Origin of the sequence: Paenibacillus sp. FSL R10-2778 (genome assembly GCF_038593035.1) — a bacterium.
GTDB classification, from domain to species: Bacteria; Bacillota; Bacilli; order Paenibacillales; family Paenibacillaceae; genus Paenibacillus_AQ; species Paenibacillus_AQ odorifer.
The window spans coordinates 3,411,765-3,425,565 of the sequence record NZ_CP151956.1; the positions used below are offsets into that span (position 1 = coordinate 3,411,765).

The 13,801-nt window shown below is 48.4% G+C and carries 14 protein-coding genes; all 14 read left to right on the forward strand.

All coding sequences use genetic code 11. From position 1 onward, the window contains the following. Window positions 1-3: 3 nt before the first annotated feature. The 14 genes from NST40_RS15175 to NST40_RS15240 all read left to right on the forward strand — a co-directional run bounded on the left by NST40_RS15175 (window position 4) and on the right by NST40_RS15240 (window position 13,722). Window positions 4-897, forward strand: coding sequence for a LysR family transcriptional regulator (locus NST40_RS15175; RefSeq protein WP_342410862.1), 894 nt, complete (start codon window positions 4-6; stop codon window positions 895-897). Window positions 898-1,016: 119 nt separating this feature from the next. Continuing rightward, window positions 1,017-1,523: a GNAT family N-acetyltransferase gene (locus NST40_RS15180; RefSeq protein ID WP_340398148.1), complete on the forward strand. Its 507-nt coding sequence runs from the start codon at window positions 1,017-1,019 to the stop codon at window positions 1,521-1,523. A 13-nt stretch (window positions 1,524-1,536) separates the two neighbouring features. Further along, complete coding sequence (locus NST40_RS15185) at window positions 1,537-2,394, forward strand: transporter substrate-binding domain-containing protein (RefSeq protein WP_076125557.1); 858 nt, start codon at window positions 1,537-1,539, stop codon at window positions 2,392-2,394. A gap of 33 nt (window positions 2,395-2,427) precedes the next feature. Continuing rightward, complete coding sequence (locus tag NST40_RS15190; RefSeq protein ID WP_076218974.1) at window positions 2,428-3,213, forward strand: amino acid ABC transporter permease; 786 nt, start codon at window positions 2,428-2,430, stop codon at window positions 3,211-3,213. After that, window positions 3,210-3,920: an amino acid ABC transporter permease gene (locus NST40_RS15195; protein WP_342410863.1), complete on the forward strand. Its 711-nt coding sequence runs from the start codon at window positions 3,210-3,212 to the stop codon at window positions 3,918-3,920. The genes NST40_RS15190 and NST40_RS15195 overlap by 4 nt, the downstream gene beginning before the upstream one ends. Next, the gene (locus NST40_RS15200) at window positions 3,917-4,669 is read left to right on the forward strand and encodes an amino acid ABC transporter ATP-binding protein (protein ID WP_076125552.1); all 753 of its coding nucleotides are present in this window, start codon (window positions 3,917-3,919) and stop codon (window positions 4,667-4,669) included. The genes NST40_RS15195 and NST40_RS15200 overlap by 4 nt, the downstream gene beginning before the upstream one ends. A gap of 11 nt (window positions 4,670-4,680) precedes the next feature. Next, window positions 4,681-5,697 (forward strand): LLM class flavin-dependent oxidoreductase, encoded by a 1,017-nt coding sequence (locus NST40_RS15205; RefSeq protein WP_076125550.1) that lies wholly within the window; start codon window positions 4,681-4,683, stop codon window positions 5,695-5,697. Between the two features lie 53 nt (window positions 5,698-5,750). Next, on the forward strand, window positions 5,751-6,932 hold the full coding sequence (locus NST40_RS15210; RefSeq protein ID WP_342410864.1) for an amidohydrolase: 1,182 nt from the start codon (window positions 5,751-5,753) through the stop codon (window positions 6,930-6,932). Then, window positions 6,929-8,101: an N-methyl-L-tryptophan oxidase gene (gene solA, locus NST40_RS15215; RefSeq protein ID WP_341004277.1), complete on the forward strand. Its 1,173-nt coding sequence runs from the start codon at window positions 6,929-6,931 to the stop codon at window positions 8,099-8,101. Before NST40_RS15210 ends, solA begins: the two co-directional genes overlap by 4 nt. Beyond that, a complete protein-coding gene (locus tag NST40_RS15220) occupies window positions 8,101-8,580 on the forward strand; it encodes a DinB family protein (RefSeq protein WP_076190340.1) in 480 nt (159 codons plus the stop codon). Before solA ends, NST40_RS15220 begins: the two co-directional genes overlap by 1 nt. A 75-nt stretch (window positions 8,581-8,655) precedes the next feature. Further along, entirely contained in the window at window positions 8,656-10,002 is a 1,347-nt protein-coding gene (locus NST40_RS15225) for an LLM class flavin-dependent oxidoreductase (protein ID WP_076125544.1), read from the forward strand. Window positions 10,003-10,209: 207 nt separating this feature from the next. After that, window positions 10,210-11,103: an ABC transporter permease subunit gene (locus NST40_RS15230; RefSeq protein WP_081383282.1), complete on the forward strand. Its 894-nt coding sequence runs from the start codon at window positions 10,210-10,212 to the stop codon at window positions 11,101-11,103. Window positions 11,104-11,109: 6 nt separating this feature from the next. Then, window positions 11,110-12,006 (forward strand): carbohydrate ABC transporter permease, encoded by an 897-nt coding sequence (locus NST40_RS15235; RefSeq protein ID WP_036677267.1) that lies wholly within the window; start codon window positions 11,110-11,112, stop codon window positions 12,004-12,006. A gap of 30 nt (window positions 12,007-12,036) precedes the next feature. Continuing rightward, on the forward strand, window positions 12,037-13,722 hold the full coding sequence (locus NST40_RS15240) for a hypothetical protein (protein ID WP_076276554.1): 1,686 nt from the start codon (window positions 12,037-12,039) through the stop codon (window positions 13,720-13,722). The last annotated feature ends 79 nt before the right edge of the window (window positions 13,723-13,801 follow it).

Sequence of the window (13,801 nt, forward strand, 5' to 3'; positions counted from 1 at the left end):
GGGATGAACATTGAAAATATTGAGGCCTTTGTCTACATCAATCATTATGGAAGCTTCAATAAAGCGGCCGAAGTCCTATATATCTCACAGCCGACAGTAACGGCCCGGATTCAATCGCTAGAAAGGGAACTGGATTGCAAAGTGTTTGATCGGTTGGGGAAGCAGATTAACCTGACGGATAAAGGTAAACAGTTTCTACCCTATGCCCAGCAGATTCTCCAGATTTATCAGAACGGAAAATATCAGGTTCAGGCTAAGGGGCACATTCCAAATGAACTGAGAATCGGCAGTACGGTCTCGGTTTCCAATTATTTAATGCCCCATCTGATGCTTCATTTAAAGCGCAGATATCCTCATATCACAATCAAGCTGATGACAGCTTCTACGGAAGTATTGACTGAAAAGTTAAAATCGAAGGAGCTTGATTTGGCTTTTATTCGTAAGGTCGTAAATCCGGCAATTCAAACCTTTCCATTCTGCGAGGACCCCATCTCACTGTATGTACATGAGGGACACCGCTTTGCTGAAGCACAGCGGGCTTCACTGGAGGATATCCGCCAGGAGACGTTGGTTTTTTTTGAATGCGGATCTTTGGATTGGATGCGGCTGCATCGTGTATTTGAGAGTATGGAACAGCCACCGAAGATTGAATATCAGGTAGATAACCTGGAGACAGCCAAAAAGCTGGTATTGAAAAAAGCAGGCATCTGTTTCCTTCCCGCCCTCAGTGTGCAGGAGGAAGTGGCGGTTGGGTCGCTGATCCGGGTGGATATTGCGGAGACGGAAGGTATCTCCTTGCGAACCAGCCTGATTTCGCTAAATGGAGAGAACGCAGAATTCATCGAAACCCTGCTTGAACTCGGGATTGGAAAAGTGGGAGATCGACTAATTGTATAGATGTATTAAAAAACTCTATTAGCGCATGGACACATGCAGTGATAAAGTTAATTGCATATAATCACGACTATTTCGATAGGGATTATAAAGTTACTTTTCGAAAGGCTGGAGGGCATGTGATGAGTGAGGTATACAGGCTGGCAGAACTGAAGGATGCGGAGCCATTGCTAGATGTTACATATCGTGCCTATCAGCTGATTCGTGAACTCGGGCTGCATTGGCCGGCGGCCACAGCCGACTTGGCGCTTATTGAAGACAATATAGCTACGAATGAGTGTTATGTGCTTGAAGTTGACGGAACGATAGTTGCGACCATAACCCTTTCAAAGGAAGAAGAGATTAAGAAGATTAGCCCATTGCCTTTTATCAAATGGTTTGCTGCCCATCCAGATTATAGTAACAGAGGTTATGGTGGAAAACTTTTGGATTGGGTGGAAGAGAACATTATTGCTGGTCAGTTAGGTTCGGCTGCAGTCACGCTGGCAACGGCGAAGAAACATCCGTGGTTGGTTCAAATGTATGAACGCCGGGGGTACGAACGTTTTTTAGAACTGGATCAGCAGAACGGTGACGGCATTATGTATCTGATGAAAAAAACACTTACAGACAAACCACAGTTCATTTAAAGGGGATAAAACAATGAAAAAGTCCATTTCACTAGTATTTGCATCGGTATTGACACTGGCGATTGCCGGCTGCGGAAACAACAGTAACAGCGCTAGCAGCAATCAGAATGGAAATGCAGCAGAAGCTGCGGCACCGGCAAAGGATTCGGCAAAGGTAACTAAGATCATTGTGGGCACGGGTACTGCTTTTCCGAAAGTCTGCTTCATAGATGAGAATGGTAAACTCACCGGATTTGATGTGGAACTGCTCAAAGAAATCGATAAGCAGCTGCCAGAATATGAATTCGAATTTCAAACCATGGATTTCAGCAATCTGCTGCTGAGCCTGGAAACCAAAAAAATCGATTTGGTCGCCCATGTCATGGAGAAAAATCCGGAACGGGAGCTGAAATACTCTTTTAACAAAGAAGCCTATGCCCACTGGAGAAACCGCATTGTAGTGGCAAAGGATAATAATTCAATCCAATCGCTTGATGATCTCAAAGGGAAAAAGGTGCTTGTAGGTGCAACGAGTGCACAAGCACAAATACTCGAGAACTACAATAAAGAGAATGACAATGCGATTGATATCGTGTATCAGAATGGTGCAGCGAATGATACCGTCGCACAGATTAGTACTGGGCGTGTGGACGCTACGCTGGCTGCAGATTTTGTCCTGCCGATCATTGATCCGCAGAGTCAGCTAAAAGCTACGGGCGACGAGCTATCCTCCGCGGACATTCTCTATGTTTTCCGTAAGGATGATGCCGATTCACAAAAGCTGTCAGATGCGATTGACAGTGCGATTAAAGAGCTGAAGACAGACGGCACACTAGGCAAGCTTAGTACGGAATGGTTGGGTGCGGATGTTACAGCGGATTCGGTGAAATGATTGAGCCGGTGAGCACGGGAAGGGGGGGGATATATGGGCGCACAGTTTGATATCAGCTTTGTATTTTCGTTTTTGCCTAAGTTACTAGGGACTTTAAGCACCACGCTTCTGATTGTCGCCTGTTCTCTACTGACAGGAATTCTTGTCGGCTTTCTCGTAGCTCTGCCAAGACTTTATAAAGTGCCTGTGTTAAAAACCATCTCCGAAATCTATATTTCTTTTTTTCGGGGAACTCCGATTCTTATCCAGCTCTTCTTGTTTTATTATGGTCTGCCCGAAATTATGAAGCTGGTTCATGTCGATATGACCCGGACTCCGGTGCTTGTTTTTGTGATTCTTACTTACGGGCTGCATACGGGGGCATACATGTCCGAAATGATCCGGGCTTCTGTAATGGCGGTGGATAAGGGGCAGGTAGAGGCTGCTTATGCTACAGGGATGACGGGGTTTCAAGCCTTTACGCGAATCGTGCTGCCGCAGGCGCTCGGAATCGCAGTTCCTGTATTCTCCAATCTGGTGATTGCTCTACTGAAAGATACGTCATTGGCCTTTACTCTTGGGGTGATGGAAATGTCAGGTAAAGCACAGACGCTAGGCAGCTTAACTCAGCACTTTATTGAAACGTATATCGCGCTTGCGCTAATCTATCTGGTCATTAGCTTTACAATCGAGAAACTGCTGCTTATAGCAGAACGCCGGCTGCTGCGGCATGAGAAACGGAATACACCGGAGAAAAAAACGTTCAAAATCAACAAAAGCTGGTCCTACCGCCGCATCATTGCTGAACTTGGACCGGGTAAAGGAGGTAGCGGATTATGAAGCTGGACCCATCTTTTATCTGGACTGCTCTGGTGCAAATTTTAAGTGCAATTCCTGTGACCTTATCTATTACTGCTGTCTCAGTACTCATTGGATTTGTGATTGGTGTGGCTGTAGCGTTGATCCGGATATACAGAATTCCGCTGCTGTATCCGCTGGCTGTCGGTTATGTTACGTTCATCCGCGGGACACCGATGCTGACGCATCTTTTGCTTATCTATTTTGGGCTTCCCGTGTTAATCGATGGTCTGGCAGTGCAGTTCGGCTGGAGCTTTAGGTCGGTAGCCATTCCGATGATCGGTTTTGCCTATATTTCGTTCTCGATTACAGCGGGAGCCTATATGTCCGAGGTCGTCCGTTCCGGTCTGCTTGCTGTGGATCGCGGTCAGCTGGAAGCGGCCCATTCTATCGGAATGACCACGCCCCAGGCACTGCGGCGGATTGTTTTTCCTCAGGCGCTGGCGGCGAGTCTGCCTAATCTGTCAAATTCGGTAATTGGTATGCTGCATGGATCTACCCTTGCTTTTACCGTTTCGGTGGTGGATATCAATGCTAAGGCGCAAATTGTAGCTTCAACGAACTGGAAGTTTTTTGAGGCTTTTCTGGCGGCAGCACTGATTTTCTGGGGACTTACGTTCCTGATCGAACGCGTGACGTCGCTGATTGAAAAAAGAATTAATCTGTACAATCGAGGTGGAGTAGCATGATCAAGCTTGCGCAAATTTCGAAGTCATTCGGTCGGAATCAGGTGCTCAACAATATAGATTTAACGGTGACGAAGGGTGAAGTTGTCGTCATTCTCGGTCCCAGCGGCTCGGGCAAAACGACACTTTTACGCTGTGTGAATTATTTGGAGAAGCCAAGCAGCGGAGAGATCGCCATCGGCGATTTCAAAGTGAACTGCAAACATCCCCGCAAAAAGGAGATTCATCTGCTCCGGCAAAAAACGGCAATGGTGTTCCAGCAGTACAATTTATTCCGCCATAAAACCGCGCTGGAGAACGTGATGGAGGGACTGCTGATTGTCAAAAAGCTTCCGAAGGACGAAGCGAAAAATCGGAGTATTGCCCTGCTTGAAAAGGTTGGTCTTGGCAGCAAGCTGGACGCCTATCCAAGTCAGCTGTCCGGAGGCCAGCAGCAGCGGGTTGGCATTGCCCGTGCCTTGGCGCTCGAGCCGGAGGTTATATTGTTCGACGAACCCACATCGGCGTTGGACCCAGAGTTAGTGGGTGAGGTGCTGGCCGTCATCCGTAAAATTGCCAAGGAAGGCATCACAATGATTGTGGTGACTCATGAAATGGGCTTTGCTCGCGATGTGGCGAATCATGTGGTTTTTATGGACGGAGGCGTCATTGTTGAAGAAGGGACTCCGGCAGAGCTGTTTAACCATCCGCGCGAAGAAAGAACGAAGCAGTTCCTGAAGCGGATCACACCTGAATTTAACTATTCCATATAGGAGGAAAAATAATGGCTATTACAATCAGCGTACTTGATCAAAGTCCGATCTATCCGGGAGAAACGCCGGAGGAAGCATTCCAGCATACGATCAAGCTGGCACAATTGTCCGAAGAGCTTGGATTCCACCGGTTCTGGGTTTCGGAGCATCATGACTCCGAGCAGGTAGCCGGCTCTTCCCCGGAAGTACTTATCTCACATCTTCTGGCTAAAACAGAGCGAATCCGCATTGGCTCCGGTGGCATCATGCTCCAGCATTACAGCCCATATAAGGTAGCGGAGAACTTCAATGTGCTGTCCACACTGGCTCCTGGACGAGTGGATCTCGGTGTGGGACGTGCTCCCGGTGGACTCCCACGTAGCACACAGGCACTACAGCAGGGAAAAGCTGAAACCCCAGACCTGACGGATAAAATCATCGAGCTGGAAAAATATGTACATAACCGCCTCGAAGAAAACCATCCGCTGGCAGGGTTGAAGGCAGGTCCCCTTCCTGGTATTCCTCCTGAGTTGTATGTCCTTGGCGCGAGTGTAAGCAGCGCGGAAATTGCCGCTGAACTGGGGTTACCGTACGTATTCTCCCTGTTTATTAACAGCGATAAGGCGGTAGCGCTGGATGCCATTCGTGCTTACCGCAGCGGTTTCGCTTCTTCACAGGGCAGACAACCGCAAGCGATTATCGCTTTAGCGTTAGTGGTGGCTGAGACTGAGGAGGGAGCGAAAGAACTGGCAGGTGCGCATAAGCTGATCCGGATTCAACTGGCGAGCGGGAAGAAGCTGACAGTAGGGACCTTGGAACAGGCGGAGGAATTTGCCCGCCAGAGCAATGAAGCCTACACGATTGAAGAGCTGGAACCGGAGATTACCAAGGGAACAAAATCATCTGTCCGTGAACAGTTGTTGGAACTTTCAGAGGCGTCCGGTGTCGAGGAGTTCATCATAACGACGAATGTACAGCCCTTTGACAAACGGCTCCGATCCTTTGAGCTACTGAGCGAAGCAATCGCTGAAGTGGCTGCAGAGGCATAAAGCGGGCGGGCTCGGTATCACACAGGAAATCGTGTAAAGGAGGGTGACTGTATATGACAAGTAAAGCTAAAGAGTTGAGTGCGGAAGCGCTTGAAGAAGAATTAATCGGGATACGCCGTCATCTGCACCGGCACCCGGAACTGTCCAATGAAGAATATGGCACAACAGAATATATTATTTCCCTGCTGGAGCGGGCAGGAGTCAGGATCGTAGAATACGGTCTGTCTACCGGCGTGATCGCAGAGATTGGCGGCAAAAAGCCCGGTTCGGTCATCGCACTGCGCGCAGATATTGATGCCTTGCCAATCCAGGAGGAAAGCGGAGTATCCTTCGCTTCATTATATCCCGGCAAAATGCATGCCTGCGGGCATGATTTCCATACGGCTGCCTTGATTGGTGCCGCCTATCAATTGAAACAGCGAGAGCAGCAATTACAGGGAACGGTGCGCCTGTTATTCCAACCAGCGGAGGAGAAGGCGCAGGGTGCACAGCGAATCATTGCTAGCGGGGCACTAGTAGACGTCCGGGCAGTGATCGGGCTGCATAACAAGCCAGACCTGCCAGTCGGAACCATCGGTATTAAGGGTGGTCCTTTAATGGCAGCAGCTGACGGGTTTGTGATTGAAGTGCAGGGTGGTAGTTCTCATGCTGCCGTTCCGGAAGCTGGCATAGACCCGATTGTAGCGGCTTCGCATATTGTGACGGCATTCCAGTCCATTGTAAGTCGCAATGTCAGTCCTCTGCAGAGTGCGGTGGTCAGTGTGACGCAGATTCACAGCGGCAATTCATGGAACATTATCCCCGAAAAAGCGGTGCTTGAAGGGACGATCCGCACCTTTGATGAAACGTTGCGCAGCAAAGTGCTGGAGCGGTTTCAAGAAGTGGCGGTCGGTGTAGCAGCGGCTCTTGGAGCAGAAGCTACCGTTCGCTGGATAGAAGGGCCACCTCCGGTTATCAACGATCCCTCCCTAGCAGCGCTTGGAGTTGAATCGGTCGAAGCTCTTGGCTACCGAGCGATTCAGCCAGAGCTTTCTCTGGCTGGAGAGGATTTCGCATTCTATCAGCGCGTGGTACCCGGACTGTTCGTTTTTGTAGGTACTGAAGGAAGCCAGGAATGGCATCATCCGGCCTTCAATCTGGATGAACGTGCACTCCCTGTGGCAGCACGTTTCCTTGCGGATGTAGCTGTACGATCCCTAGTGCAGTACAGTCCCGATGGAGGTGCAGAATTATAGCTGAACATAACAGTTACGATGTAATTATCGTCGGCGCAGGCTCGATGGGCATGAGTGCCGGTTACTATCTTGCGAAGCGCGGAGTGAAGACGCTGCTAATTGATGCCTTTGATCCTCCACATACACAGGGAAGCCATCACGGGGAAACGCGGCTGATCCGGCATGCTTACAGTGGTGATCCCGCCTACATTGATTTGGCTCTGCGGGCAGATCGTTTATGGAAAGAAGCTGAGCAGTTGAGCGGAATAGAACTGCTTGTCCGCTCGGGCGTTTTGAATCTCGCAGATAGTGCAGTGTATTCCTTCAGCGGTCGTCTCGCGGAAGCAAAGAAACGGAAGGTGCAGGTCCAGCATCTGGATGCCGGAGAGATCCGGCGGCGCTGGCCGGGATTGAACATTCCGGAAACATTCGCAGCAATGTATGAACCAGATGCCGGGTATTTGTACAGCGAGCGCTGTATCTCCGCCTACCGCCAGCTTGCCCTTGGACAGGGTGCGGAACTGTTGACGAACACTTCGGTAGTAAACATCACCGCCCGCGAAAGCAGTGTAACAGTTTATACAACAAACGGCGATTATCACGGAGCGTCAGCTATCCTTAGTGCTGGAGCCTGGTTTGGTGCGTTAGCGCCTTTTGTGCATTTGCCAATCAAGGCGATCCGCAAAGTTGTGGGCTGGTTTGAGAGCTCACCTGCTTTTGCAGCCGGTAACTTCCCTGGCTTCACGCTAGGAGCTGAGGAAGGTGGCTATTATGGCTTTCCCAGCATTGCTGGAGCCGGTCTGAAGATCGGCCGGCACGATACGGGGCTGGAATGGAAACCAGGCACACTACTTGCTCCCTTTGGCAGTGAAACCAGCGATGAGCAAGACCTCCGAAGAGTACTGGAGACTTACATGCCGGGTGCAGCTGGCCGATTACTTAAAGGATCTGTATGCAAATATGAGCATACACCTGATGAAGATTTCATTATTGACCGCCATCCGCTCCACTCCAATGTGCTGGTAGCCGGAGGGTTCTCAGGGCATGGTTTTAAATTTTCTAGTGTTGTAGGTGAAATACTTGCTGATTTGGCGACAAGTGGAGCTACCAACCACAACATTCAACCTTTTGCGTTATCACGTTTTACACCTGATCATTCGCAAGCAGGCCTAATTTTGGAGGGGATTTAATGAGCAAAGTTCAAATTAGCAATTTTTTAAGTACGCACAACCAACTGGTGCATGCAACCGCAGGGTTATCAGAGGAACAGCTGAAATGGAAGGCAGCACCAACGAGTTGGAGTATTACTGAGGTGTTAGCCCATCTAGCTGATCACAGCATTGTGGTTTCGTTCCGTATCCGTGATATTCTCGCTGCTACAACTGCGCAGCTGCCAGTCTTCAATCAGGACACTTGGGTCAGCGGCCAGTACGCCAATAGTGGTAGTGCTTCCGATAGTCTGGAGTTGTTCCGCAGCCTGCTTTATTATAACAGTCTATTGTTTGAACGACTCAGCGCAGAGGATTGGGAGAAAAGCGGGGTTAACTTCAAGGGGGAAAACGTTAAAATTTCCGATATCGTCCATAGCTTCACCGCACATGTAGAGAGACATCTTGGCCAGATTGAGCGAATCAAGCAGGGCGCAGCCAATGCATCGTTCGTGCAATGAATACTTTCATAGTTAGTTTTGCATGAAGTAAAACCTGGGAATCGTATGCTCACAAAACTTTTAGGAGGAATGAACATGACCAAACCAAAACAACTGAAGCTAGGCGCACTGCTGCATGGAGTAGGAGGCAGCACGTCGATGTGGCGCCATCCTGATGCTAAGCCGGATGCAAGTGTAAACTTTGAATTATACAAAGCGTGGGTACAGAAGGCAGAAGAAGGCAAGCTGGATCTGATCTTCATCGCAGACGGTTTGTACATTAATGAAAAGTCCATTCCGCATTTCCTTAACCGATTTGAACCGCTGACCATTCTTAGCGCACTCGCCGCCGTCAGCACCAACATCGGTCTGGTTGGTACCCTTTCCACCTCCTACAGTGAACCGTTTACCGTCGCGCGTCAATTCGGCTCACTGGATGTAATCAGCGGTGGCCGGGCCGGCTGGAATGTGGTGACTTCACCGCTGGAAGGCTCTGCCTCGAATTACAGCAAAACAGAGCATCCTGACCATGGCAAGCGTTACCGTATTGCTACCGAATATTTGCAGGTGACACGCGGATTATGGGATTCCTGGGAGGATGATGCGTTTGTTCGAGATAAAGAAACAGGTGTATTCTTTGATCCGCAAAAAATGCATACCCTGGACCATCAAGGAGAGTTCTTCTCCGTGAAAGGACCGCTCAATATTGCTCGTTCGAAGCAGGGGCAGCCAGTCGTGTTTCAGGCAGGTTCCTCAGAAGTTGGTAAAAATTACGCCTCAAAGGAAGCGGATGCTATCTTCACTGGCCACGAAACGCTAGAAGATGCCCAGGCATTCTATAGCGATGTTAAGACACGGGTAGCTTCATTTGGCCGGGATCCGAATGAGGTGCTGATCTTTCCTGGTATTGCACCAATCATTGGCGACACATCAGAGGAAGCAGAGCGTAAATATCAGGAGGTTGCTGGTCTCGTGACGATTGAGAATGCACTGAACTATTTGGGCAGATTCTTCGAGCATCATGATTTCTCGCAATATCCGCTGGATGAACCGTTCCCTGAGCTTGGCGAGTTGGGGCGTAATAGTTTTCAGAGCGGCACGGATAAAATCAAAAAGGACGCGAAGGAGAGAGGCTTAACACTAAGACAGGTCGCCTTACAATCCGCTACCCCGCGCAGCAGCTTTATTGGCACACCTGAGCAAGTGGCTGATCAGATTCAAACCTGGTTTGAGGGTGGAGGAGCAGACGGATTTATGATCGCAGCTGCTGTTCCTAATGGACTGGAGGAATTCGTCGATCGGGTAGTGCCGATTCTTCAAGAGCGGGGCCTGTTCCGCACTGAATACGAAAGTAGCACCCTGCGTGGAAATCTCGGTATTCCATTGCCAGAGAACCGCTATTCCAAGGCTTCACAACCGGTAGGGCAAAAAGCCGTACATTAACAATAATAATTTGAATCGAATAATTAGCTTTCGTCATAAAAAATGTAACGCAGCCGTTTAAGGCTGCGTTTATTTGCGTGCGAGCGGAGCTTGTCTAACAACGTAAGCGCTTTAAAGAACCAATCAGAGCAATAGATAACCAATCACTGTTATATAGGCAGGGTTCCCGCTGCACCTTATGATAGAAATATCAAGGAGGGATGTAAATTGTACGCTAAGTTCTACAAGTACCGATGGCAATATTTAATGATTCTTCCGGGAGTGCTGTTGCTATTTTTGTTCAGCTATATTCCGATGGCAGGGATTCAGGTCGCCTTCCGCGACTTTCAGATTGGCACCTCGATCTGGAACAGCACATGGGTGGGATTAGACAACTTTTCTTTCCTGCAAGATCCCCAGTTTTTAACTGTCGTCAAAAATACGTTATATATATCTGTGCTTAAGTTCATCTTCGGATTCCCGGCACCGATTCTACTGGCACTGGTGATTAACGAGGTAACCCGGCCTGTATTTAAGCGATTCGTGCAATCGGTCAGCTATTTGCCTCATTTTTTCTCATGGATTGTAGTCGCTTACATCCTGCAGTCTTTTCTGACTTTGGATGGTGGGCTGGTCAATCAGTTCATCGAGAAAGCAGGCGGTGATCCTGTATTTTTTCTAGGTTCCACGGAGTGGTTCCGGCCCATGGTTATATTAAGCGGCTTGTGGAAAGAGACCGGATGGAACACGATTCTCTATTTGGCTGCGATCACAACGATTGATCCGCAATTGTATGAATCCGCCAAAGTAGAGGGTGCAGGAAAGCTAGCCCAGATTCGGCATATCACCTTCCCGGGTATTCTACCGACAATATCGATTGTGCTAATTCTGAGTATCCCAAGCCTGATTTCAGTAGGGATGGATCAGATTTATCCGCTGATGAATTCTGCTAATCAAGGGGTCGCGGATGTACTGGATACGTATATCATCCGCAACGGATTGCAGCAGGGATATTTTGGAATGGCGACCGCAGTGGGGTTGTTATCCTCAGTGATCAGCTTGATATTGGTTGTTTCGACTAATCAGTTATCCAGAAAAATAAATGGTGAAGGATTATGGTGATGGCATATGAAGCTCAGCAGAGGTGAAAAAATAGCTCAATACGTCATCGTCATAGTACTGGCAGGTCTGTGCTTGTCTGTACTATATCCATTCCTATACATGCTGGCCATCTCACTGAATGACGGTGCAAGTGCGGCCAAAGGTGGCGTGTATCTATGGCCCAAAAATTTCACATTAATTAATTATGAGATTGTATTAGGAAATGAGATTATCCGCCAGTCTTATCTAATTACAATCGCTAGGACAGTCATTGGCACATTCGCAGGACTTATCGTCACACTTCTGGTGGCCTTTGGCTTGTCCTACCGCGGCCTTCCATTAAGAAGCACGATTCTAGGCTATATTCTTTTAACCATGCTATTCAGTGGAGGACTGGTTCCTTTCTATATTCAGCTTAATAATCTTGGGCTTATCAACACGTTCTGGGTGTATATTTTTCCCGGGCTGTTCTCGGTCTGGAACATGTTTGTCATGCTGAAGTTTATACAGGGAATCCCTGAAGCTCTGGTAGAATCCGCTGAACTAGATGGAGCCGGTCCTGTTCGTACTCTGATTCAGATTATTATTCCACTCTCTCAACCTATGCTTGCCGCACTTGGATTGTTTACCGCAGTGGGACACTGGAATGACTGGTTCGCCGGTGCTTTCTTCGTCACGAAGCAGAACCTGATTCCGGTGCAGACCTTCCTGCAGCAATTGCTCGCTGCTCAGGATTTATCCGCTGTCCTTGGCTCGAATACCAACCAGGAAGCTTTGGCGAGAAGCTCACAAATGCAGAATATTACACTGATGTCGATTAAGATGGCAGTCGTTATGGTGAGTGCAATCCCCATCCTGTGCGTGTATCCGTTCCTGCAGAAATATTTTGTGAAAGGAGTTCTTGTAGGGTCAGTAAAAGGCTGATTTTCAATAATAGAACAGGGGGAAAAATCAATGATATTCAAAAAAACGGGTCTAGCCGCTTTGGCTGCAGCAACCTTACTGATGTCTATTGCCGGATGCTCCGGATCAGGTGAGAATACTGCGAACAAGCCTGGAAGCGACAATGAAACGTCAAGTAACCTGCCCGCCAGTGGCTCGACTTCCTTTAATCTCTGGCTTGGATGGACGGCAACCATCAATAATGATAGTTTGGTCCAGAAATATTGGCGTGAACAGGAGCCTGGAGTAAATGTGAAGCTGGAAACCACTCAAGGCGACGCAATGACTGCACTTAATTTGAAGATAAACACAGGCGGCTTTGAAGATGCAGCTATCTTCAGCCGAAACGAAACGGTCAAAAGCGCGATGAACCGGTCGAAACAGCTTATGCCGCTAGAGCAGTATTTCGACATGCCTGACAAATATCCAGGACTGGCGTCTATTCCAAAGCAGTATCTGGAACTTATGAAGGATAATGAGGGTCATATCTGGTCCATTCCTACCTGGTTTGACCAAAACCCGGAAGATCCGTGGCCAGGCTGGGCATCTCAAGCCTGGATTGTCAGAAGTGATGTGCTGGAGAAAACAGGTATGACCAAAGAGGACTTAGCAACGTTAGAAGGAGTTGAGACCTTCCTTCGGAAAGCTGCAGAAGAGAAGGATGCTTCCGGCAAATCGCTTATTCCTCTATCATTCCTAATGGACACTAGTGATAATCTGGGCTGGAGCGATGAAAACGCGATTTTGACAGCATTCGGGGTGACTACAGCAGGTAATGGCGTTGACAAACGCGGCGATGATTTTGTATTCGCTTACGACGATCCCAATTATAAAGCAGCGTATCAATGGATGAACAAGATGTACCAGGAGAAGTTGATCGATCCAGAGGTCGTCACCAGCAAAAAAGAACAGTATACAGAAAAGAACAAATCAGGTCGTATTGCCTTCAATGTCGGCAGCTTCTGGAACATTCCTGCCTCAGCCTGGGAGACATTGGACGGTCCAACAGAGCCAGGGTGGTTTTACGAAGCGATCCCTTTTCCTAAAGTGGATGGTGTAGAGAAAGTCGGAATTAATCAGGTTACCAATCCGAATCCAGGCTATGATGTCTATGTTAGTGAAAAAACTAAAAATCTGGAAGCTATTCTGAAATTCTTCGATTATACCTTGCAACCAAAACCCGAGCAGCAGCAGGTCATTAATGAAGGACCGGCGGGATTATACTGGGATTGGATTGATCAACCGTTGGGCAAATGGAAATTCACAGACGAAACCTACAAGACGAGCCGCAATTCCGGAGACACCGCACAAAAAGCTAAAGTCACCCCTGAGCTTTACATGACTGCCTCTTACAGCAATGAATGGTACCCATGGTGGAACACAGAGGATGCAGGAAAAGCCGGAGCTGCTAAGACCATTAAGTTCACTGAGGCTATCGGCAAAATGGGAACGATCCGCGTGGCAGAGCCTTATGATCTATTCCAGATGAAACAGGGCGGCGCATGGGAGAAATATTCACCGGAGATCGAAAATATCCGCAAGGAATATCGAGCCAAGCTTTTAATGGCCAAAGACGAGGGGCAATTCGAAAAGAATTGGAGCGATTTCCAAGCAGCACTAGAGAAGCGTGGGCACTGGAGTGAAGTCAAGCAGGAGTGGCTGGATACGTACAAGGAGGAAGTAACAGCCTTGCAATAGACAACCGTGATGCTCTTTCAGTCGCGGATCGTAAACGATAAAAAATTAATGGAGCACCTCTCACTTGGAGGGGGCTCCC